This is a genomic window from Pseudarthrobacter sp. 902506025, assembly GCF_040702325.1.
Lineage (GTDB): Bacteria > Actinomycetota > Actinomycetes > Actinomycetales > Micrococcaceae > Arthrobacter.
This window is the reverse complement of the sequence record NZ_JBFBKW010000002.1, coordinates 402,355-423,667: the sequence shown is the minus strand read 5'-3', so window position 1 is coordinate 423,667 and position 21,313 is coordinate 402,355. Positions and strand designations below refer to the sequence as shown.

The following is a 21,313-nucleotide window of genomic DNA, read 5'->3' as shown; positions in this document are numbered from 1 at the left end:
CACGCATGAATATCGATAGCGTGGCAAGCCGCGCCCGTTCAATCGGGCGCGGCTTTGCCGTCACTGCCGGAGCCGGGGCAGCGGCTGGAATGGCCGCTTTCGGGTATGGCCTGTGGGAGAAGAACCAGTTCGTCCTCCGCGAGGAAACCCTGGCCATCCTCCCGCCCGGCAGGGCTCCTTTCCGGATCCTGCACCTGAGCGACATCCACTTCGTGCCCGGGCAGAAGAAGAAGGCTGACTGGCTTGGTTCCCTGGCCGACCTCCGGCCGGACCTGGTGGTGAATACAGGCGACAACCTCAGCCACGTCAAGGCTGTGGACCCGCTGCTGGATGCCCTGAAGCCGCTGCTGCGGTTCCCCGGCGTCTTCGTCCCGGGTTCCAACGACTACTTCGCACCCAGCCCGAAGAATCCCGCGTCCTACCTGCTGGGACCGTCCAAGGTGAAGCCCAAGCCGGTTGCCCTGGACTGGCCGCGCCTGCGTTCGGGGTTCGGCATGAGTGGCTGGGTGGACCTGACCAACCGCCACCAGTCGGTTGTCCTCAACGGCATGCGCTTCGATTTCTCCGGCGTCGATGATCCGCACCTGAAGCGGGAAAGGTATGCCGGCTGGCCCCGGGGAACGGTCAACCAGGATTCGAATGACCACCTCCGGATTGCGGTCATCCATGCGCCGTACCAGCGGGTGCTGGACCACTTTACGGAAGACGGCGCAGACCTGCTGCTGGCCGGCCACACGCACGGCGGCCAGCTGTGCATCCCCGGTTACGGCGCCATCATCGCCAACTGCGACATTCCCACCTGGCGCGCCAAGGGCCTCAACGACTGGTCAAGCAACGGAAGCACGACGCCGGTCAACGTCTCGGGCGGGATCGGCACCTCACGTTTCGCCCCCGTCAGGATTGCCTGCAAGCCGGAAGCCGTCCTGCTGACCCTGACCTCCCCCAGCTGACCTTCGCATTACAGAGTGCAATAACTGGGGAAGCCGCCAGCGGGCCGCGGCATCCCTGTGAATCGTCTCACTCCATGGCTTAGGGTTGTTGCTAGAGGAAACTACATTCGTTTTAGAGCTTGAGAAGCGGGCATGGCCAAGCAGACTCCCTTTTTCCGATCCATCAGCCGTCTTTATCCGCACGTCCGGCCGATTATCCCCAGGCTTTTGCTCGGCCTCCTCTGCGCACTCCTGGCCAGCGTGGTGGCCTTGACCATCCCCCAGGTGCTGCGGGTCCTGGTCAACACTGCCCTGCAGCCCGGGGGTTCGGCGGAGGCAGTCTGGACCTCTGCAGGCGTCATCCTGGTGCTGGGCGTCGCCGAGGCGGGACTGGTGGCCCTGCGCCGGCAGTTCGTGATCAACCCCGCCACCACCGTGGAAACGCGGATGCGGGTGTCGCTCTATGACCATCTCCAGGAACTGACCGTCTCCTTCCACGACCGCTGGGGCTCCGGGCAGCTGCTGTCCCGGGCCATGACCGACCTGAACTTCCTCCGGCGGTGGATGGCCTTCGGTGCCATCATGCTGGTGGTCACCACCCTTACCGTGGTCATCGGCATCGTGGCCATGTTCGCAATGAGCTGGCAGCTGGCCCTGATCTTCCTTGCCGCCGCCGTTCCCATCATCATCAACAGCTTCCGGTTCCGCACCCGGTTCAGCAAGGTTGCCAGGCGCAGCCAGGACCAGGCCGGCGACCTTGCCACCACGGTGGAGGAATCCGTCCACGGCATCCGCGTGCTCAAGGCGTTTGGGCGGAGCCGCGAAGCCCTGGAAAACTTTAACGAGCAGGCTGAGGAACTGCGGCAGACAGAGATTGAGAAGGCACGCCACCAGGCAACGTTCACCCTGGTGGTCACCTTGCTTCCCGAGCTGGCGCTGGGTGCCGGCCTGGTGGTGGGTGTCATGCTGTGCGCCAGCGGCGAATTGAGCATCGGCTCCCTGGTGGCGTTCTTCGCCACTGCGGCAGTCATCGCCTCCCCCGTGGAGTTCTCCGGCATGCTGCTGGCCATGGCACTTACCGCCAAGACCGCCGTCGACCGACACTACGAAGTGATGGACACCCGGAACACCATCACCAGCCCCGCGGAGCCCCGGCGGCCAGGGGAACTGGCCGGTGCGCTCCAGTTCACCAACGCCACCTTCGCTTTCGAGGATGCCCCGGACAAGCCGATCCTCAAGGACATCAACCTCGACGTCAGGCCCGGGGAAACCATGGCCCTGGTTGGCATCACGGGCAGTGGCAAAAGTGCGCTGATCCAGCTGGTGCCGCGCCTGTACGACGTCACCAGCGGGGCCATCAGCATCGACGGCGTGGACATCAGGGACTTCGAGGTGGAGGAACTGCGCAGGATTGTGGGCGTGGCGTTCGAGGACACCACGCTCTTCTCCAACTCGGTGCGGGACAACGTCCTGCTCGGTGCGCCCGTCCGCTCCGAGGAGGTCCTGGACGAGGCCCTCGACGTGGCGCAGGCCCACTTCGCCTACTCCCTGCCCCAGGGCGTGGACACCCTGATCGGCGAGGAGGGCCTGAGCCTGTCCGGCGGCCAGCGGCAGCGCATCGCCCTGGCCCGGGCCATCGCCGCCCGTCCGCGCGTCCTGGTGCTGGATGATCCCCTGTCCGCCCTGGATGTCCACACTGAGGAACTGGTCGAGGCACGCCTCCGGGAGGTTTTGGCGGACACCACCACCCTCATCGTGGCCCACCGGCCGTCCACGGTGGCCCTCGCTGACCGTGTGGCGCTGCTGGAAAACGGGCGCATCGCCGCGGTGGGAACGCACACCGAACTGCTGGGCCGCAACCAGCACTACCGCTACGTCATCGCCAGCCTGGACCGGGAGCCGCGGGACCTGGACACCGAACTGTCGGCACTTGAGGACCAGGCTGAGGAAGTGACCCGATGACAACCGCATCGTTCGGCACAGCCAACGAAGACAACGCCCACCTCACCAAGGCGGAGAGCCGGGCAGTACGACGCCGGTCGCTCGCCTTGCTGGGGTCGCTCATCCGTCCCGTGCGGGTACGGTTCTGGCTGACGATTGCCATGGTGGTGCTTTCCCAGGCCGCGCGGGTGGCGGGTCCTGCCCTGATCGCCTTCGGCATCGACCATGCCCTCCCAGCGCTCCAGGCCGGCGATAACCTCCCGCTGGTGTTCACCGGAGTCGCCTACCTGCTGGCAGCGGTCGCGACGGCGGGACTGACCGCCCTGTATGTCACCTCCACCGCGCGGCTCAGCCAGGCCATGCTGCTGGACCTCCGGGTCCGCGTGTTCCGCCACACCCAGCGGCTCAGCCTGGAGTTCCACGAAAAGTACACCTCCGGCCGCATCATCGCGCGGCAGACCTCTGACCTGGAGGCGCTGCGGGAGCTCCTTGACTCGGGTGTCAGCTCCCTGGCCTCCGGAATACTGTTCATGGCCTTCACCGCCGCCACCATCTTTGCGCTGGACTGGCGGAGCGGGCTGCTGGTGCTGGCCGCCGGCGTGCCCATGTTCTTCCTGTCGCGCTGGTACCAGAAGCACTCGCAGATCGCCTTCCGGGAATCACGCGTGGTCTCTGCCCGGCTGATCGTGCATTTCGTGGAAACCATGACCGGCATCCGCGCCGTGAAGGCCTTCCGCAAGGAGAAGGAGAACTCGGAGCGCTACGGGAAACTGGCAGAGGACTACCGGCTGGTGACCGTCCGCTCCATCAACCTCAACGGCATCTTCCAGCCCGGCCTGGTGCTGATCGGCAACGTCTGCGTCGCCGTCGTCCTGCTCTTCGGCGGGTTCCGCGTGCTGGACGGCGGCCTTGCCGTGGGCGTGCTCCTGGCCCTCATTCTGTCCACCAAGCGGTTCTTCCAGCCCGTGGACCAGATGGCCATGTTCTACAACTCGTTCCAGAGCGCGCAGGCGGCCCTGGAGAAGGTCTCCGGACTCCTCGAGGAGGTGCCAACGGTCCGGCCGCCCAAAAACCCGGTTGCCCTGCCCAGCGCCACCGGGCGTATCGACTTCAACGACGTCGAGTTCCGCTATGGCGACGGCCCTGTGGTGGTGCCCACCCTGGACCTGCACATCCCCGCCGGGCAGACCGTGGCGCTGGTGGGCCAGACGGGTGCCGGGAAATCGACCCTCGCCAAACTCATCGCCCGGTTCTATGACGTCACCTCCGGCACGCTCACCCTGGATGGTGTGGATCTCCGGGACCTGGCCACGTCCGACCTCCGCCGGAACATCGTCATGGTTACCCAGGAAGCGTTCCTCTTCAGCGGTTCCGTGGCGGACAACATCGCTTTGGGCAGGCCGGAGGCGTCACGCGCTGAAATCGAAGAGGCTGCCAAGGCAGTGGGAGCACACGAGTTCATCCTGGAACTTCCGGAAGGCTACGACACGGACGTCAACAAGCGCGGCGGCAGGGTCTCCTCCGGCCAGCGCCAGCTGATCAGCTTTGCCAGGGCATTCCTGGCGCGGCCGGCGGTGCTGATCCTGGACGAAGCCACCTCCTCGCTGGACATCCCCTCCGAACGCCTGGTGCAGGCCGGACTGGCCAGACTGCTTGCCGGCACGGAGGCAGCGCGGAGGACTGCGCTCATCATCGCCCACCGCCTTTCCACAGTGGAGACGGCGGACCGGGTCCTGGTGGTCCATGACGGCAGGATCGTGGAGGACGGCACGCCCGAAGAACTCATTGGCGGGGGCGGCCGGTTCGCTGACCTGCACGGGGCGTGGAAGGATTCGCTGGTTTAGGGTTCCCGCGGGTGCCCGGCGTCCGGATTTCGCATCGGGACCCTCGATCGGCTATCCTTGTAAAGTTGCTTTTGCAGCGGATCGGGATGTAGCGCAGCTTGGTAGCGCGCTTCGTTCGGGACGAAGAGGTCGCAGGTTCAAATCCTGTCATCCCGACCATAACGAAAAGAGGGTCTCCTTGCGGAGGCCCTCTTTTTTGTATCTCGATGTGGTTACGGCAAATCCCCCAGCAAGTGTCACCGGCAGTTAAAAGGAACGGCCCCGGAGCTGTTGCTCCGGGGCCGCCTTCGCCTCCTTTTGTGAGGAAGCTATTTACATCGGGTCCGGCCAGTTGCCCGTGTACGTGGTGTACGTGGTGTCCGTAGTGGACGTGGCCTTCTTGCCCTTGACCGGCTTGGACATCGGGTCCGGCCAGTTGCCGGTTGCGACCGATGAACCAGTCGAGTCCGCGAGGGAACCGGCAGAAAGGACGGCCGGAGCAGCCGCAGAAAATGCCAGCGCGCCAGCAAGCGCGGCCGCAGTTGCGATCTTCTTCAACATAGTTAGGTTCCTCAATACGAGTCGGATTCGTTACAAAGCCAGCACTGTCCTTGTTGACACACATTGTAAAATATTTTCCACAGGGGCTGTCAAGCGTTTGGCCCAAGACAGCCCACGAAGGGAGGATCCAATGGGAAACGGATTCGGAGAGAAGCTCCGCGCGGAACGGCTCGAGCGCGGAATGACGCAGGCCGAACTCGGCAAGGACCTCTATTCTCCTAGCTACATCTCTTTGCTCGAAACAGGACGCAGGGAACCGACGGCAGAGGTCATCGAAGAACTCGCCCGGCGCCTGGAACTCGCGCCCAAAGCGTTGGAGGCGTGGAGCCAGCCAATATCCATTGGCGACGCAGAGTACGTACTTGCGGGTCTTTATGCCCGCCAGGCCTGGGACCTCAGGGACTACCCCTTGGCGGCCAGCCACGCAGCGTCAGCTGCACAAATCGCATTGGATGCCAAAAACACCAGCGCCTGGTGGAACATGACCTACATGCAGGCCGAATGCCTCATGAAGCATGGGGACTTGAAAGAGTGCCAACAAATCATCGAACGCTTGATGGAGCACCCTATGGCACGGGAGTCCGTAGGGCTGGGAGTTCGGGCCCGGCAAATGCTTGCCACCGTGTACCAGCGCCAGGGGCAACTGTCGGCGGCTGTCGACCAGGCAATGGAAGCCATGAAGCTCGCGGAGCAGCTACCGAAGAGTTCGACAATTATCACAGGGGCTCTTCGGGCCCTCATCGGCGCCCTGGCTGAAAGCGGCAGACTCGACCAGGCCTGGTCTTACTGTCAAACCCTCGTCGCCCAGGTCGACGAAAATTCCATGTCCCAGTTGGCGGGCGAAGTGGCGTGGGTTGTTGGCAATGTCGCTTTTATGCGTCATGACTACGCGGAAGGCGTCAAGCACCACGAGCGCGCCGCACGCTTGCTCTCCCCCGCGAACGATATCGAGTTGTGGGCACGGTTTAACAAGGCCTCCGCAGCGGTAAGGCTTTCCTCAGGAATCGTCGAGCCCGAGACCCTCTCTGCGATCGAGCGCGCCGAGCTGGCGTTCTCCATTGTCAGCGGCACCAAGAGCGACGAGCTCGAAGTCGCCTTCATCCGCGCACGATGGCTCTATTTGACGGGGGACATTGTCGCCGCTGTCGAAAAACTCCGCGAAATCCACGCGGAGCGTGCAGAGCTCGCCAAACACACCGCGGGTGAAGTTTCGCTCCTCCTGGGCAAGTCACTCAAAGCATCCGGAGAACTCGATGAGGCACTCGTGCATCTGGAAGAAGCCCGGAAGGCCTTCGCTACAGCCGGTGCGCAGGACCGGGTGCAGCAGGCGCTGGACGCCATCCTTGAAATCAAGCTGGCGCAGAAACGCGCGGCCGCGTCCTCAAAAGCCAGCTGACCACAGGGCCCGCAAGCCAGAAGGCCAGTCAACCGAAAAACTAATTAACCCAAAAGCCAGGCAAGCCCGCGGACGGCGGGCTCACCTGGCTTTTGGTTACGTCCTAGGAAAAGGTCTTTCCGGTGATCTTCTCGTACGCTTCGACGTACCGGCTGCGGGTACGGTCAACCACGTCTGCCGGAAGGGCCGGCGGCGGGGTGTCGGATGACTTGTCCCAGCCGGATTCGGCCGAGGTCAGCCAGTCACGCACGTACTGCTTGTCGTAGGACGGCTGGGCCTGTCCCGGCTTGTAGGTGGCTGCGTCCCAGAAGCGCGAGGAATCGGGGGTCAGCACCTCGTCGCCCAGGGTGATCGAGCCAGAGACGGCGTCGTACCCGAATTCCACCTTGGTGTCCGCCAAGATGATGCCGCGCTCCCGGGCGATCTTTTCCGCCGTCGTGTAGATCTTCAGGGTCAGCTCGCTGAGGCGGCCGGCGATGTCGTCCCCCACCAGGGCCACCACGGCGTCGTAGGTGATGTTCTCGTCGTGCTCGCCGATCAGGGCCTTGGCGGACGGGGTGAAGATCGCGTGCTCCAGCCGGGATCCGTCCACCAGCCCCTCCGGCAACGGGATGTTGCACACCGTTCCGGACGCCTTGTATTCCACAAGACCGGAACCGGTGAGGTAGCCACGGGCAATGCACTCCACCGGGAACATGTCCAGCTTCTTGCAGATCATGGCCCGGCCTTCAACCTCGGCCGGAACACCGTCCTCAACGGTGGAGCCGAGCACGTGGTGTTCAACGCCCAGCTGGTCGAACCACCAGAGGCTCAGCTGGGTGAGGATGCGTCCCTTGTCGGGGATTTCGCTGGACAGCACGTGGTCGTAGGCGCTGATGCGGTCGCTGGCCACCACCAGCACGCAGTCCTGCCCGAACCGCTGAAGGACGGCTTCGTCGGCGGGCTCGTAGAGGTCGCGGACCTTGCCGGAATAGATGTGCTTCCAGCCGGGCAGGTCCAAGGTGTCGGTGGCGTAGCCGCGGTTCTCGGGAGTAGTCATGTCAGGCCTTTGCTTTCACGATGGGCATGGAGCCCGTGGCGCCGTAGGGCACCTTGATTTCGCCGCGGGCGGCCTTGCGGGCGATGTCGCTGCGGAACTGCGAGCCTTCCAGCTGAACCAGCTCCACGCCGTCGTACGCCCGTTCGCGCGCCTCCACCAGGTCGCTGCCCAGGGCGACGACCGCCAGGACGCGGCCGCCGGCCGAAACCACCTTGCCGTCCCCGTCCAGGGCGGTTCCGGCATGGATGACGTGCACGCCGTCCAGGGCTTCCACCTTCTTGAGCCCGCGGATGCGGTCGCCCGTGCGGGGCTTGTCCGGGTAGTTCTCGGAGGCAATGACGACGGCGACGGCGGTTTCCTTGGCCCACCGCAGCTCTTCTGCCTTGTCCAGTTCGCCCTTGGCCGCCGCCATCAGCAGCGCACCGAGGGGGGTCTTGAGCCGGGCGAGGACCGCCTGCGTCTCGGGGTCACCGAAACGGACGTTGAATTCGATGACCCGGGTACCACGGGAGGTGAGGGCCAGGCCGACGAACAGGACGCCAACGAAGGGGGTTCCGCGGCGGGCCATTTCATTGACCGTGGGCTGGGCTACCCGTTCGAGGACTTCCTGCACCAGGCCCTCGGGGGCCCACTCGAGCGGGGTATAGGCACCCATGCCGCCGGTGTTGGGCCCTTCATCGTTGTCGAAGATGCGCTTAAAATCCTGGGCGGGCGAGAGCGCCACGGTGTTCTGGCCGTCGCAGAGGACAAAGAGGGAAACCTCGGGGCCGTCCAGGAATTCCTCGATGACCACGGAGCCGCCGGCGTCGAAGCAGGACTGGGCGTGGGCCAGGGCTTCGTCACGGTTCCTGGTGACCACTACGCCCTTGCCGGCAGCCAGGCCGTCGTCCTTCACCACGTACGGGGCACCAAAGGTGTCCAGGGCGGACGCTGCTTCCTCGGCGTTGGTGGCCACAAGGGCCATGGCAGTGGGGACGCCGGCCTCCGCCATGACCTCTTTGGCGAAGGCCTTGGAGGCCTCCAGCTGGGCGGCAGCCTTGCTGGGTCCGAAGACGGGGATACCGGCTTCACGAACGGCGTCGGAGACACCCGCAGCCAGTGGAGCCTCGGGGCCCACCACCACCAGGTCCACGGCGAGCCGGGTGGCCAGTTCCGCAACCGCATCGGGATCGTTGCCGTTGATGTTGTATGTGGGGACCAGCTTGCTGATCCCGGCATTGCCGGGCGCCGCGTGGACTTCGGACACGTTGGGGTCGGCAAGCAGGGAGCGGACAATGGCGTGTTCGCGGCCTCCGGGGCCAATGACGAGTACCTTCACAGTGTCCAAGGGTACTTTGTGCACCCTTTCCGCTCCTAAGCTGTGTCCTTGCCCGCCCGGTCAATCCGTGCCGCCCGCCGCTCCGAACCATACACATGACAAAGCTTCGAAACCGGATTACGGGCCCCGCCCCCCTGGCCGCACTGGCAGGCGTGGTGGCGGCCGCCGTCGTACTTGCCGTTGCGGAGCTGATCGGCGCGTTCTTCACCGCCCGGGCAACGCCCCTGTTTGCCTTGGGCTCGACGTTCATCGACTTCACCCCGCCGTGGATGAAGGACTTTGCGATCGCCACCTTTGGGACCAATGACAAGGCCGCCCTGTTCGTGGGCATGGGCCTGACCATCGCTGTGCTGGCCTGCGTCCTGGGCGTGGTGGCCTACCGGAAGTGGGCGCTGGGAGTCCTGGGGGTCCTGTTCATGGGGGCCGTGATCGTGGCCTGCGTGGTGACCCGCTCCGGCGTCAGCGGCGCGGACGCCATCCCGTCCATTCTGGGAACTGTTGCCGGCCTGGCGGTCCTGCGCCGGCTCATGGTGCCGCTGTGGGGGCTGAAGACGTGGCCTGAAGCGCCGGCGGACCAGGCGGACGACGACGACGCCCCGCAGCAGGGTGCGGGCACCAACCGCCGGCGCTTCTTTGCCACTGCCGGGGTTACCGCGGTGGCCGCCGGCATTGCCGCCACCGGCGGGAGGCTCCTGGGTGCGGCCCGCAGCAACGTCGCCAAGGCACGCGAAGCGCTCACGCTGCCGGCGCCGGCAAAGGCGGCGTCCCCCGTACCGGCCGGGGTCCAGTCCCCGGTCCCGGGCGTCACCCCGTGGCTGACACCCAACAACGACTTTTACCGCATCGATACGGCCTTGAGCGTCCCGGAAATCAACATTGATGACTGGCAACTGCGCGTGCACGGCCTCGTGGAGCAGGAGATCACGCTCACCTTCAAGGACCTGCTGGACGCACAGCTGATCGAATCCCATGTGACCCTCACCTGTGTGTCCAACCCGGTGGGCGGCAACCTCGCCGGCAACGCCAAATGGCTGGGACTTCCCATCCGCGAGGTCCTTGCCCGCGCCAAGCCCAAGGACGGTGCGGACATGGTGCTGTCAAAGTCCATTGACGGTTTCAGCGCCTCCACTCCCCTGGAGGTCCTGCAGGATGACAGGGACGCCATGCTGGCTATCGGCATGAACGGCGAACCGCTGCCGCTGGAGCACGGCTACCCGGTGCGGATGGTGGTTCCCGGGCTCTACGGCTTCGTCTCGGCCACCAAGTGGGTGGTGGACCTGGAGGTCACCCGTTTCGCGGACAACAAGGCCTACTGGACCGAGCGTGGCTGGTCCGAACGGGGTCCCATCAAGACCATGGCCCGCGTGGATGTGCCCAAGTCCTTCGCCAAAGTGCCGGCCGGGAAGGTGGCCGTGGGTGGTACCGCCTGGGCCCAGACGCGCGGCATCGCCAAGGTGGAAATCCAGATCGATAACGGCGACTGGGCGGAAGCCACGCTTTCCACCGAGGCTTCCACCGTCACCTGGCGCCAGTGGTCCTACGAGTGGGATGCCACGCCGGGCCCGCACTACATCAAGGTCCGCGCCACCGACGGCACCGGGGAGGTCCAGACGGACAAGCGTGCCGATCCGGTTCCCGATGGCGCCTCCGGCTGGCAGTCGGTAATGGTCACGGTTCAGTAGCCACGGTTCAGTAGATGGCCAAGGTTCAGCAGATGGCCACTCACACATAGATGACCACGGTTCGGCAGGGGCTGGCCCATAGACTGGCCGTATGCCGCACAATCCGCACGCAACCTTTACCGTGGACTCCGCCGTCGAACTGGCTGTGATTGAACGCAGCGGCTTCGTGGAGTCGCGGCACATCGGCTCCGCCGTCCTCCTGTCCGCCGACGGCGCGGTGGTGACCGAGCTGGGCGACATCAATACGCCCATCTACGCCCGGTCCGCCCTGAAACCGTTCCAGGCGCTGGCGTCCATGCAGTCCGGCGTTCCGCTGCGTGGCGCCCAGGTGGCCATCGCGTGCGGAAGCCACACCGGGTCCCTGGACCACATGGACGTGGTGGCTGGAATGATCAAGGCGGCCGGTGTCCGCGAAGACCAGCTGCAGTGCCCGGAAGCGTGGCCGCAGGACGAAACGGCCCGGAACTGGCTGGTGCGCTCCGAGAAGGGAAAGTCGCGGCTGGCCTACAACTGTTCGGGAAAGCACGCCGCTTTCCTTTGGGCCTGCACGGAGAACGGGTGGGATACGCACAGCTACCTGGAGCCCAACCACCCCCTGCAGCAGCGGGTCCGCAGCGTCATCGAGGAATACACCGGCGGGAAGATCGCCCATCTTGGGATTGACGGCTGCGGCGCCCCCGTAGCGGCCGTTTCCCTCAAGGGCCTGGCCCAGGCATACTCACAGCTCGCCAAGGCCCCGGGCGACCACAGCTACAGCGCCAGGGCCGCAACGATCGCCACGTCGATGCTCGATTATCCGTGGGCCGTCCAGGGCCGCGGCGAAGCCAACACCGTGGTCATGGACGAGCTGGAGATCATCGCCAAGATCGGGGCCGAGGGTGTGCTTGCAATGGCCACGCCCCAGGGGGTCTCGGTCGCCGTGAAAATCCTGGACGGGAACATCCGGGCAACCTCGCTGGTGGCCCTGACCTTGCTTGCCGCTGCCGGCGCGGTCGAGATCCCGGGGGTTGCCAGCGCCTTGGAGAAGGTGGTGGAACCCGTGCTGGGCGGCGGCCGGCCGGTCGGCAAGATCCGGTTGGGGCCGGCGGTTTCGGCACTCCTGGACTGACACCCGTCTCCACCCGACGCGAAAGGAAGACTGAGAGCATGGCCGTAGCCCGCCGTCGTATTGACGTCCAGGAAGGCAAGGCAGCGCTGAAGGCATGGCTGGAAGCTGCGCAGCCGCCGTCGGGCACTCCCCTGCCTCGGACCGTCCTGGCCACTGCCGTGCGGTACTCCCTGGAGGAGTTGACGGCGCGGGCGCCGGGCAACTCGGTCGAAGTGCGGGTTCCGCCCTTTGGCGTCACCCAGTGCGTGGAAGGCCCACGGCATACGCGCGGGACCCCACCCAACGTCATTGAGTGCGACGCCGCCACCTGGCTTGCCATGGTCACCGGCCGGATGGCGTGGGCGGACGCGGTCGCTGCCCACAAAGTGGCGGCGTCCGGCCTGCGTGCGGACCTCTCGGCCCTGCTCCCCCTCTAACCTGGCCCCACCCGCGGGTCAGATGGAACGGGCAGCCGGATCCACCTCGGCCGGGCGCGCCGCTGCATGCGGGACCCGGTTCTGCAGCCGGGTGGACAGCGCCGCCACCACGGCAAAAGCAAAAGCGCCGAGCGCGATCAGGACCGACATCACGGCGACCGTGCCGTAGCCGGCAGCCCTCGGATCAAGGAATGGGTACGGGTACCAGTCCACGATGGGGCCCCGGACCAGGCTGTAGGCAAGGTAGAGCATCGGAAACGAGAGCCACACCAGGGAGGTCCGGACCGGGATCCGGGTCCGGACCAGGTCCACCAGCCAGTCGATGACCATAACGGTGGGGATGGTGTAGTGCAGCACTACGTTGATCCACGGGATGGGTGTGTTCACGTCCACGTCACTGAGCAGCAGGCTGTACGTGATCCCGGTAATGGTCATGTAGACGGTGGCGGCGCCGCGGAGCAGCTCGAGCCACCGCGGGCTGCTGCCTTTCCACGCGTACCAGCCCGCGGTCGCCAGGGTCACGAAGGCGATGATGTTGGACTCGATGGTGAAGTAGCTGAAGTAGTTTCCGGCTTTGGCCCCGGGCACGTTCTGGACCAGGTGCAGGAACTGGAACAGCACCGCCACGAAGCCCAGCAGTGCGAACCAGAAGCGGAAAAGGGCCAGTCCCCTGTTTGCGGTCATGGCCTGATCCTAGGGCCTTCTTTATGGCCGGCCCCGCAGCACTGCCCGGGGTGGCTACCCGCGTCCGATGAAGGGCATGCCCGCGGCGGTGACCACTAGCGAGCCCACGCTGGCCGAGGCGGGCATGTTGGCCATCATCAGCACCGCGCGCGCCGCGTCCGCCACCGGGAACATGGGTTCCACCTTGCGGCTGCCGTCCGCCTGCAGCGCCCCGGAGCCGACGCCGATGGTGTCCATGATCTCCGTGGCCGTGTTGCCGATGTCGATCTGCCCGCAGGTGATGCCGTAGCCGCGGCCGTCCAGTTCAATGCTCTTGGTCAGGCCGGTCATGGCGTGCTTGGTGACTGTGTAGGCCACAGTCCTGGGGCGCGGCGAATGCGCGGAGATGGAGCCGTTATTGATGATCCGCCCGCCCTGCGGCTCCTGCCCCTTCATGGCCCGGACGGCTGCGGCGGCACACAGCATGGATCCCGTGAGGTTCACGGCCAGCGTTGCGTTCCAGTCCGCCAGGCTGATTTCGTCCACACCGGCCGCCGGGCCAAAGACGCCGGCGTTGTTGAACAGCACGTCCACCCGTCCCCACTGTTGCCTGGCCGCCTCGAAAAGCCGTTCGACGTCGTCGGGCCGGGTGACGTCGCACGGCACCACCAGCGTGTCCGGGCTGCCATCCGCGGTTTCCTTCAGCTGCGCCTCCCGGCGGCCGGCAAGTGCCACGCGGTAGCCGTCGGCCAGCATCTGCCGGGCAACCTCCCTGCCGATGCCGGATCCGGCCCCGGTGACGACGGCTACTCTTCGGACCTGCTGGGGGGTGCTCACGGTGTTCTCCTGGCTCAGAGCTGTGCCGGCACGGCCGGCGTGTTCAGTGGCCAGCCTATGACGGTCTTGGGCCTTGGGGCAGCGAAGGTCCGCACCTTGGAGGTGGACAGGCGCATCCTGACCAGCGATTCAGCGATGGTCACCGCGGCGGCCACACCGTCCACCACGGGAACGCCGGCCCGCTGCCTGATCTGTTCGTCCAACCCGGCCATGCCGCCGCAGCCCAAGACAATGACCTCGGCCTTGTCCTGGGTGACCGCCAGCATGGCCTGGTTGATGATGGCTTCCACGGCGCGGTCCGGTTCCTCCTCAAGCTCCAGCACGGCCATGCCGCTGGCCCGGACTGAGGCGCACCTGGCGTCCAGCCCGGCCAGCTTCAGCCGGTCCTCGATGAGGGGAACCGTGCGGTCCAGGGTGGTGACCACGGAGTATTTGTGGCCCAGGAACATGGCCGTGCTGGCGGCGGCCTCCGTGATGTCCACCACCGGCACGTCCAAGAGCTCCTGCAGCCCTTCGCGGCCGTGTTCGCCGTAGCCGGCCTGGATAACGGCGTCGAACGGTTCCGGGTAGGACGTGACGGCATCCATGACGGCGATGGCAGCCAGGTAGCTTTCGAAGTTTCCTTCGCAGGAGTCCGCGCCAAACCTCGGGGTGATGCCGACGATTTCCGTCCCGGCTGCGGCCACGCTGCGTGCAGAGGACGCAATCGAGTCGGTCATCGACGAGGTGGTGTTGACGTTTGCGACGAGTATGCGCATGGGAAGGTCCTTTGTCCTGCGGCTCAGTGGGTGCTGGCGACGGCGATGGCCTCGCCGTCGTGGTCCACGAGTCTTTGGTTGCGGTCGGCGATGAAGAAGTAGAGCGCCGCGGCGATACCGGCGGCAAAGAACCAGGCGAACGGCGCCGCGGCGGCCAGCCCCGGAACGAAGGCGATGAGGAGGGCCAGGACGGCAGCGGGAACCATGGCGATGATCGCCCTGGGGTTGACGCCCTTTTTGTAGAAGTACGCCCCGTCCGGAGACGCCGTATACAGTTCCGGCACGTTGACCATGCCACGCCGGATCAGCCAGTAGTCAGCCATGACGACGCCGAACAGCGGGCCGAGCAGCGCACCGAGGCCGCCGAGGAAGTACACAATGACCAGTGGGTTGTTGTAGAGGTTCCAGGGCAGGATGAGAAGGCCGATCGTGGCCGAGACCATCGCCGCCTTGCGGAAGTTGAGCCGCTTGGGGAACAGGTTGGTCAGCGCATAGACGGGGGCCACGAAGTTGGCCATCAGGTTCACAGCGATGGTCAGGATCAGCAGGGCAAGGCAGGCCAGGACCAGGAACAGCGTGTTGGGGATGGTCTGGACGATGTCCGACGGGCTCTTGATGATGGTGCCGTTGATCTTGAACTGGCCGCCGGCCATCACCACCACAATGGCTCCGAAGAGCAGCATGTTGATGGGGATGCCCCAAAAATTGCCGCGCACTACAGCCTTCTTGGATACCGCGGAGCGGGTGAAGTCGCAGAAGTTCAGGACGAAGGTGCCGTAGATGGACACCCACAGGGCGCCGCCGGCGAAAATAGTGAGCCACATTTCCGGCCCTTCCAAGGCCTTGTCCGAGGACCAGGCAATGCTTCCTCCTGCTTCCACGAAGATCCAGACGGCCATCGCGGCCATGGTGGCAAGGATGACGGGGCCGGCGAAGGCCTCGTACTTGCGGATCATTTCCATCCCGAAGCTGACGATCACCAACTGGACCACCCAGAGGGTCACGAATGCCATCCAGCCCAGCGTGGACAGGCCCAGGATGGAGTCTTTGTCCACGTCTGCCAACGCAGGAAACATGGCTACGAGCATCACGCGGAACACCACGGAAGCGAGGTACGTCTGGATGCCGAACCAGGCCACAGCCACGGCACCGCGGAGGAGGCTGGCAATCTGCGCTCCCCTGATACCAAAGCTGATGCGGCTCATGACCGGAAAGGGAACACCGGTTTTGACGCCCATGAATCCGGAAAGCGTCAGGAGTCCGAACAGCAGCGCCGCGCCAATGCCGAGCGCCATGAGGATCTGCCACCCACCCAGGCCCAAGGCAAACAGTCCAATGGCAAAGGCGTAGTTGCCCAGGCTGTGCACGTCATTCGCCCAAAGGGTGAAGATGCTGTAGCTGGTCCAGCTGCGGCCGGCGCGCTTGGTGGGGGCAAGATCGGAGTTGTACAGGGAAGGGCTGATGGCCGTGCCCGAGGCGGCGCTGGCTGATTCGCAGAGGGCTTCAACGCTGCCGGCGGGATGTGCTGCAGGAGCTGACGGCACTGTCACGCCCTGCTCAGCATCAACGCCCGCCGTGGGAGGGGTTTGCATAGGGGTCTCAATTCTTTGGAGTATTCCTTGTGGTGAGGCCGACCTGCGTCGTTTCTGTTATTCCACATTGCGGAAACGAGATATTGAATAGTGAAATAAGAGTATGACCCGGGTCACTGCGGGTCAAGTGCCGCAGGGTGCCCAGCCCGGTCACAATGCGTTCCTTCGGGGCCGCGCGCGGCAATCCCCGCGCTGGTGGCACCCATCACGTTGACCGGCCGACAGGCTGGCAGTAATCTCATCTAGCAATAATATTTTCTCGCAATACGAAAATATTGCCTAACGCATTCAATGACGAAAAGAGGCTGCCGTGGCTGCAGGAGAAGATACCTCCCATATCCTCAGCGGGTTGACTAACCAGCTGCCTGATCGTGATCCGGAAGAGACTGCCGAGTGGGTTGAGTCCCTGGACGCGTTGATCAGGGAACAGGGCACCGAGCGTGCCCAATACATCATGCGGAGCCTGCTGCAGCGCGCCGGCGCGCAGAGCGTGGGTGTGCCGATGGTGACCACCACCGATTACGTGAACACGATCCCGGTGGACCAGGAAGCTGCGTTCCCGGGCAACGAGGAGTTCGAGCGCCGGTACCGGGCGTACATGCGGTGGAACGCCGCGGTCATGGTGCACCGGGCGCAGCGGCCCGATATCGGGGTCGGCGGACACATCTCCACCTACGCCGGGGCTGCGACCCTGTACGAGGTCGGCTTCAACCACTTCTTCCGCGGCAAGGACCACCCCGGCGGCGGGGACCAGGTCTTCTTCCAGGGCCACGCCTCCCCCGGCATGTACGCCCGGGCGTTCATGGAAGGACGCCTGTCCGAGGAAGACCTGGACGGGTTCCGGCAGGAAAAGTCCCGCGAGGGCCACGCCCTGTCCTCCTACCCGCACCCGCGCCTGATGCCACAGTTCTGGGAATTCCCCACCGTGTCCATGGGCATCGGGCCGATGAACGCGATCTACCAGGCCCAGAACAACCGCTACCTGCACAACCGGGGCCTGAAAGACACCTCGGACCAGCAGGTCTGGGCGTTCCTGGGCGACGGTGAAATGGACGAGCCCGAGTCCCGGGGCCTGCTGCAGCTGGCAGCGAACGAGAACCTGGACAACCTGAACTTCGTGATCAACTGCAACCTCCAGCGCCTGGACGGCCCGGTGCGCGGCAACGGCAAGATCATGCAGGAACTCGAAGCGTTCTTCCGCGGCGCGGGCTGGAACGTGATCAAGGTTGTCTGGGGCCGGGAGTGGGATGACCTGCTCACCCGCGACACCGACGGGTCCCTGGTAAAGATCATGAACGAAACCGTCGACGGCGACTACCAGACCTACAAGGCAGAGTCCGGCGGGTTCGTCCGCGAACACTTCTTCGGCAAGACCCCGCAGACCAAGGACCTCGTCGCGGACCTCACCGATGACCAGATCTGGAACCTCAAACGCGGCGGCCACGATTACCGCAAGGTCTACGCCGCATACAAGGCCGCCACCGAATTCAAGGGCAAACCCACCGTCATCCTCGCCCACACCGTCAAGGGCTACGGGCTGGGCCCCAGGTTTGAAGGCAGGAATGCCACACACCAAATGAAGAAACTGACGGTTGAGGATCTCAAGGACTTCAGGGATTACCTGCGCATTCCGATTTCGGATGAACAACTCGACGCCGACCCGTACCGGCCTCCCTACTACCACCCCGGATTCGATGCGCCCGAGATTGCCTACCTCCTTGAACGGCGGAGCGCATTGGGCGGGCCGGTTCCCGAACGCCGCGGCGGACACCAGGCGGTTGATCTTCCGGACGCGAAGTCCTATGAGGTGGCAAAGCGCGGTTCAGGCAAGCAGATGGCCGCAACCACCATGTCTTTCGTGCGCCTGCTCAAGGATTTGCTCCGCGACAAGAAGTTCGGGAACCGGATTGTGCCCATCGTGCCGGACGAGTCCCGCACGTTCGGCATGGACGCGTTCTTCCCGACGGCGAAGATCTACAACCCCAAGGGGCAGAACTACCTGTCGGTGGACCGGGACCTCGTCCTGGCCTACAAGGAATCCCCCGCCGGGCAGCTGATCCACCCCGGCATCAACGAAGCCGGCGCCGTGGCAGCCTTCACCGCCGCCGGAACCTCCTACGCCACCCACGGCGTACCCCTGGTCCCGGTCTACGTGTTCTACTCCATGTTCGGCTTCCAGCGCACCGGCGACGCCTTCTGGGCCGCCGGAGACCAGATGACCCGCGGCTTCATCATCGGCGCCACCGCAGGACGGACCACCCTCACCGGCGAAGGCCTCCAGCACGCCGACGGACACTCCCCCCTGCTGGCCTCCACCAACCCCGCCGTCCTCACCTACGACCCCGCCTACGGCTACGAAATCGGCCACATCGTCCGCTCCGGCCTGGAACGGATGTACGGTGCGGATTCGACGGACAAGAACGTCATGTACTACCTCACGGTGTACAACGAACCCATCATCCAGCCCGCAGAACCGGAGAACCTCGACGTCGAAGGCGTCATCAAGGGCATCTACCTGCTCGCCCCGGCCAAGATCGACGGTCCCCGCACCCAGATCCTTGCCTCCGGCGTCTCCGTGCCCTGGGCCATCGAAGCCCAGCGCGTGCTGGCCGATGACTGGAACGTCTCCGCCGACGTCTGGTCCGTGACCTCCTGGAACGAACTGCGCCGCGACGGCCTCGCCGCCGAAGAGGAAGCCTTCCTCAACCCCGGCCAACCCGCCCGCGTCCCGTTCGTCACCCAGCAACTCGAAGGAGCCACCGGCCCCATCGTCGCCGTCTCCGACTACATGAAAGCCGTCCCCGACCAGATCCGGCAATTCGTCCCCAACGAATACGCCACCCTCGGCGCCGACGGCTTCGGCTTCTCCGACACCCGCGCAGCAGCCCGCCGCTTCTTCAAGAACGACACCCACTCCATCGTGGTGAAAGTCCTGCAGATGCTCGCGGCGAGGGGCGACGTGGAGGAGGGCGCGCCGTCGTACGCCATGGACCGCTACAAACTCCTGGACGTCAACGCCGGCACCACCGGTGGGGCGGGTGGCGACGCCTGAGCGTTGCTCCCGTAGGGTGCAGCTATGGGTGACGGAAGCAGGACCGGTTCAGCGGGAATGAGGACCACCGGGGTGGTGCTCGCCGCAGGGGCGGGCACCCGCCTGGGACTGGGCCCGAAGGCCCTGCTTCCGTACCGGGGACGCCCGTTGGTGGAGGCTATCGCCGGAACACTGCTCGACGGTGGCTGCCGGGAGGTGGTGGTGGTCCTCGGTGCAGGTGCGGCCCAGGTTGAGGCTGCCGCCAGGCTGGACGGCTGCCGCGTGCTGACCAACCCGGAATGGGAATCAGGAATGGGCAGTTCCTTCCTGCTCGGCAACCAGGCCGCGGACCCGGCAGACCATCTCTTGGTCGCGCTGGTGGACCAGCCGGGCCTGACACTGGAAACGGTGCACCGCCTGTTGTCCTGCCACCGCCCTGGGCGGATCACCGCGGCCGCGTACGGCCGTCGTGATTCCAACGACGGCGGTGCGGCGGGGCTCCGCCGCGGGCATCCCCTGGTCATCGACACCTCCCTGCGCGACGCCGTGTGTGCAACGGTGACGGGTGACGCCGGGGCCCGTGGCTTCCTGCGGAGCCATCCGCATCTTGTGGATGAGGTTGACTGCAGCGACCAGGACACGGGCGAGGACGTGGATACACCGGACCAGCTTGGCCTGCTCCAGTAGCACCAGCACCCGGAGACCGTCAGGCGTGAGCCCGCAGGAACCGCTCGAGGGCATCCTCCCAGGGGGACGCGCCATGGCGAACGAGGTCGATGCTGCCCGGCCACTTTCGATCCGGCCACTTTCGATCCGGCCACTTTCGATCCGGCCAGCGTGGTGGTTCCCAGTCTTGGTGTTCGCTTTGGTAGTGGCGGCCGGTGGGTGAGGTCCAGCCGGGTGGTTCGTTCTTGGTGGCGGGGGTGGGTTTCCAGGCGGTGGTGTGGCGGAGTTTGTGGTGTTTTGGGCAGGGCTGTCCCAGGTTGCTGATTCCGGTGGGGCCGCCGTTGGCCCAGGCGAGGATGTGGTCGGCGTCGTTGTCCAGGGAGTTGTTGCTGCAGCCCGGGAACGGGCATTTGCCGTCCCGCATCCGCAGCCACGCCCGCATCGCGCCGGTGACCCGGTAGCTTGTCCGGCCGATTTCCAACGGTGCCCCATCCCGCGGGTCCACCAGGACCCGGTAGAACGAGCCCGCACCGCCAGCGACGAGTGCCCTGGCCATTGACGGCGGGATGGGGCCGTACCCGTCCAGCATCGCCGGTTCGTCGGTCAGGCCCAGCAGGGAGTGGACCGGGACCGTGACCAGCACCTGCGCCCGGATACCCGACGACGGCTGGTCGGTTCCGGCTTCGTTGCCGGTTCCGGTGCTGGTGCCGTTGGTGAGGATCGCATCGGCGAAGGTATCCGCACGGAGTTGGGGCATGCTGCGGGGCTCGTCGGGTCCTTGCATGCCCCGGGCGGCGGCGGTGAGCCGGTTCCACCCGGCCAGGGCCTGGTCCGCGGGCAGGTACGCGGAGAGCCAGGCCATCCCGTCCTGGTCCGGCCGGAACTCCACCCGCCGCTCAGCCACGCCTTTGGCGTGGCGTTTTTCGATGGACCCGGCCTGGTGGCGTTCCCGCCAGGTCCGGGCTTTGGCCTTGAACCGGTGCGCCGGCAACCCACCCACAGGGCACCCCCTCGCCGGGTCCGGGGCGTCCGGGTCAAGGAAATGCGCTTCCAACGCCGCAGCCCCATCAGGATCAAGGCACGCTGTCTCGTCCGCCATCACCACCGCGTGGCTCCAGGAGATCGCCCCGGCCTGCAACGCCTCCAACGTCCGCGGCAACGTCGCCGTCACAGCGTGCGAGGTGACCAGGAACGACGACGCCGCCCGCGGACCCAGAGCCAGCACACACCCGATCTCCGCCGCGACCGCGATCTCCTGCGCCCGCACCGGAACATCCGGCCCCGCAACAGCAGCGGCGCTCTCCATATACCCAACGGCAGCCTTGGCCTTCAACCCTGCGATCCCGGCCTCAACCTCACGGGCCCCGGCCAGAATCTCCAGGCAACCATCCGCTAAACCAGCCAACGGGTCAGCCACAGAAAAAGGCACCGAACCGGCCCCATCCACCTCAGCATTCAGCACAGCAAGGGCAGCACGGATCTCCCCGAACGCCCTCACCACCGCCGCCTTCCCCATAAACCCATCATGACAAAGGGGTACGACATTCAAGACC

The 21,313-nt window shown here is 65.5% G+C and carries 17 protein-coding genes and 1 tRNA gene; 10 read left to right on the top strand and 8 right to left on the bottom strand.

Features of this window, described 5'->3' with window-relative positions; all coding sequences use genetic code 11:
- Positions 1-5 precede the first annotated feature (5 nt).
- The 4 genes from AB0280_RS05835 to AB0280_RS05820 all read left to right on the top strand — a co-directional run bounded on the left by AB0280_RS05835 (position 6) and on the right by AB0280_RS05820 (position 4,873).
- Entirely contained in the window at positions 6-950 is a 945-nt protein-coding gene (locus AB0280_RS05835; protein WP_307489272.1) for a metallophosphoesterase, read from the top strand.
- A gap of 132 nt (positions 951-1,082) precedes the next feature.
- On the top strand, positions 1,083-2,891 hold the full coding sequence (locus AB0280_RS05830; RefSeq protein WP_159630686.1) for an ABC transporter ATP-binding protein: 1,809 nt from the start codon (positions 1,083-1,085) through the stop codon (positions 2,889-2,891).
- Positions 2,888-4,714 (top strand): ABC transporter ATP-binding protein, encoded by a 1,827-nt coding sequence (locus AB0280_RS05825; protein WP_366366411.1) that lies wholly within the window; start codon positions 2,888-2,890, stop codon positions 4,712-4,714. Before AB0280_RS05830 ends, AB0280_RS05825 begins: the two co-directional genes overlap by 4 nt.
- Before the next feature lie 82 nt (positions 4,715-4,796).
- A tRNA-Pro gene (locus AB0280_RS05820) sits at positions 4,797-4,873 on the top strand.
- Positions 4,874-5,026: 153 nt separating this feature from the next.
- Here the strand turns inward: AB0280_RS05820 and AB0280_RS05815 are convergent.
- Positions 5,027-5,254 (bottom strand): hypothetical protein, encoded by a 228-nt coding sequence (locus AB0280_RS05815; protein WP_214945337.1) that lies wholly within the window; start codon positions 5,252-5,254, stop codon positions 5,027-5,029.
- Between the two features lie 130 nt (positions 5,255-5,384).
- Between AB0280_RS05815 and AB0280_RS05810 the strand changes: the two genes are divergently transcribed.
- On the top strand, positions 5,385-6,650 hold the full coding sequence (locus AB0280_RS05810) for a helix-turn-helix domain-containing protein (RefSeq protein ID WP_366366409.1): 1,266 nt from the start codon (positions 5,385-5,387) through the stop codon (positions 6,648-6,650).
- Positions 6,651-6,753: 103 nt separating this feature from the next.
- Here AB0280_RS05810 and AB0280_RS05805 read toward each other — a convergent pair whose 3' ends face one another.
- Together AB0280_RS05805 and purD are read right to left on the bottom strand one after the other, a co-directional pair.
- A complete protein-coding gene (locus AB0280_RS05805) occupies positions 6,754-7,689 on the bottom strand; it encodes a phosphoribosylaminoimidazolesuccinocarboxamide synthase (protein WP_224027039.1) in 936 nt (311 codons plus the stop codon).
- Position 7,690: 1 nt separating this feature from the next.
- Complete coding sequence (gene purD, locus AB0280_RS05800; protein ID WP_159635163.1) at positions 7,691-9,007, bottom strand: phosphoribosylamine--glycine ligase; 1,317 nt, start codon at positions 9,005-9,007, stop codon at positions 7,691-7,693.
- A gap of 95 nt (positions 9,008-9,102) precedes the next feature.
- Between purD and AB0280_RS05795 the strand changes: the two genes are divergently transcribed.
- The 3 genes from AB0280_RS05795 to AB0280_RS05785 all read left to right on the top strand — a co-directional run bounded on the left by AB0280_RS05795 (position 9,103) and on the right by AB0280_RS05785 (position 12,213).
- A complete protein-coding gene (locus AB0280_RS05795; RefSeq protein WP_366366408.1) occupies positions 9,103-10,689 on the top strand; it encodes a molybdopterin-dependent oxidoreductase in 1,587 nt (528 codons plus the stop codon).
- A gap of 91 nt (positions 10,690-10,780) precedes the next feature.
- Positions 10,781-11,797 carry an asparaginase gene (locus AB0280_RS05790; protein WP_366366407.1) on the top strand — a complete coding sequence of 339 codons (1,017 nt, stop codon included), beginning with the start codon at positions 10,781-10,783 and terminating at the stop codon, positions 11,795-11,797.
- 38 nt (positions 11,798-11,835) lie between these two features.
- Positions 11,836-12,213, top strand: coding sequence for a sterol carrier family protein (locus AB0280_RS05785; RefSeq protein WP_159630672.1), 378 nt, complete (start codon positions 11,836-11,838; stop codon positions 12,211-12,213).
- Positions 12,214-12,231: 18 nt separating this feature from the next.
- Here the strand turns inward: AB0280_RS05785 and AB0280_RS05780 are convergent, their stop codons facing one another.
- The 4 genes from AB0280_RS05780 to AB0280_RS05765 are packed head-to-tail and all read right to left on the bottom strand — an operon-like array spanning position 12,232 to position 16,063.
- Entirely contained in the window at positions 12,232-12,897 is a 666-nt protein-coding gene (locus tag AB0280_RS05780; protein ID WP_366366406.1) for a Pr6Pr family membrane protein, read from the bottom strand.
- Positions 12,898-12,951: 54 nt separating this feature from the next.
- Positions 12,952-13,713 (bottom strand): SDR family oxidoreductase, encoded by a 762-nt coding sequence (locus AB0280_RS05775; protein ID WP_366366405.1) that lies wholly within the window; start codon positions 13,711-13,713, stop codon positions 12,952-12,954.
- 14 nt (positions 13,714-13,727) lie between these two features.
- A complete protein-coding gene (locus tag AB0280_RS05770) occupies positions 13,728-14,471 on the bottom strand; it encodes an aspartate/glutamate racemase family protein (protein WP_159630666.1) in 744 nt (247 codons plus the stop codon).
- Between the two features lie 23 nt (positions 14,472-14,494).
- The gene (locus AB0280_RS05765; RefSeq protein WP_275182155.1) at positions 14,495-16,063 is read right to left on the bottom strand and encodes an NCS1 family nucleobase:cation symporter-1; all 1,569 of its coding nucleotides are present in this window, start codon (positions 16,061-16,063) and stop codon (positions 14,495-14,497) included.
- 310 nt (positions 16,064-16,373) lie between these two features.
- On the opposite strand from AB0280_RS05765, the gene aceE reads away from it, so the two are divergent.
- Positions 16,374-19,115 (top strand): pyruvate dehydrogenase (acetyl-transferring), homodimeric type, encoded by a 2,742-nt coding sequence (gene aceE, locus AB0280_RS05760; RefSeq protein ID WP_366366403.1) that lies wholly within the window; start codon positions 16,374-16,376, stop codon positions 19,113-19,115.
- A 24-nt stretch (positions 19,116-19,139) separates the two neighbouring features.
- Positions 19,140-19,781 carry a nicotine blue oxidoreductase gene (nboR, locus tag AB0280_RS05755; RefSeq protein WP_366366402.1) on the top strand — a complete coding sequence of 214 codons (642 nt, stop codon included), beginning with the start codon at positions 19,140-19,142 and terminating at the stop codon, positions 19,779-19,781.
- 19 nt (positions 19,782-19,800) lie between these two features.
- Here the strand turns inward: nboR and AB0280_RS05750 are convergent, their stop codons facing one another.
- Positions 19,801-21,276 carry an HNH endonuclease signature motif containing protein gene (locus AB0280_RS05750; protein ID WP_366366401.1) on the bottom strand — a complete coding sequence of 492 codons (1,476 nt, stop codon included), beginning with the start codon at positions 21,274-21,276 and terminating at the stop codon, positions 19,801-19,803.
- Positions 21,277-21,313: the final 37 nt, after the last annotated feature.

Coding starts and splice junctions, on each gene's coding strand:
- AB0280_RS05835 (WP_307489272.1), top strand. CDS start 6: ATGAATATCGATAGCGTGGCAAGCCGCGCCCGTTCAATCGGGCGCGGC.
- AB0280_RS05830 (WP_159630686.1), top strand. CDS start 1,083: ATGGCCAAGCAGACTCCCTTTTTCCGATCCATCAGCCGTCTTTATCCG.
- AB0280_RS05825 (WP_366366411.1), top strand. CDS start 2,888: ATGACAACCGCATCGTTCGGCACAGCCAACGAAGACAACGCCCACCTC.
- AB0280_RS05815 (WP_214945337.1), bottom strand. CDS start 5,254: ATGTTGAAGAAGATCGCAACTGCGGCCGCGCTTGCTGGCGCGCTGGCA.
- AB0280_RS05810 (WP_366366409.1), top strand. CDS start 5,385: ATGGGAAACGGATTCGGAGAGAAGCTCCGCGCGGAACGGCTCGAGCGC.
- AB0280_RS05805 (WP_224027039.1), bottom strand. CDS start 7,689: ATGACTACTCCCGAGAACCGCGGCTACGCCACCGACACCTTGGACCTG.
- AB0280_RS05795 (WP_366366408.1), top strand. CDS start 9,103: ATGACAAAGCTTCGAAACCGGATTACGGGCCCCGCCCCCCTGGCCGCA.
- AB0280_RS05790 (WP_366366407.1), top strand. CDS start 10,781: ATGCCGCACAATCCGCACGCAACCTTTACCGTGGACTCCGCCGTCGAA.
- AB0280_RS05785 (WP_159630672.1), top strand. CDS start 11,836: ATGGCCGTAGCCCGCCGTCGTATTGACGTCCAGGAAGGCAAGGCAGCG.
- AB0280_RS05780 (WP_366366406.1), bottom strand. CDS start 12,897: ATGACCGCAAACAGGGGACTGGCCCTTTTCCGCTTCTGGTTCGCACTG.
- AB0280_RS05770 (WP_159630666.1), bottom strand. CDS start 14,471: ATGCGCATACTCGTCGCAAACGTCAACACCACCTCGTCGATGACCGAC.
- AB0280_RS05765 (WP_275182155.1), bottom strand. CDS start 16,063: ATGCAAACCCCTCCCACGGCGGGCGTTGATGCTGAGCAGGGCGTGACA.
- nboR (WP_366366402.1), top strand. CDS start 19,140: ATGGGTGACGGAAGCAGGACCGGTTCAGCGGGAATGAGGACCACCGGG.
- AB0280_RS05750 (WP_366366401.1), bottom strand. CDS start 21,276: ATGGGGAAGGCGGCGGTGGTGAGGGCGTTCGGGGAGATCCGTGCTGCC.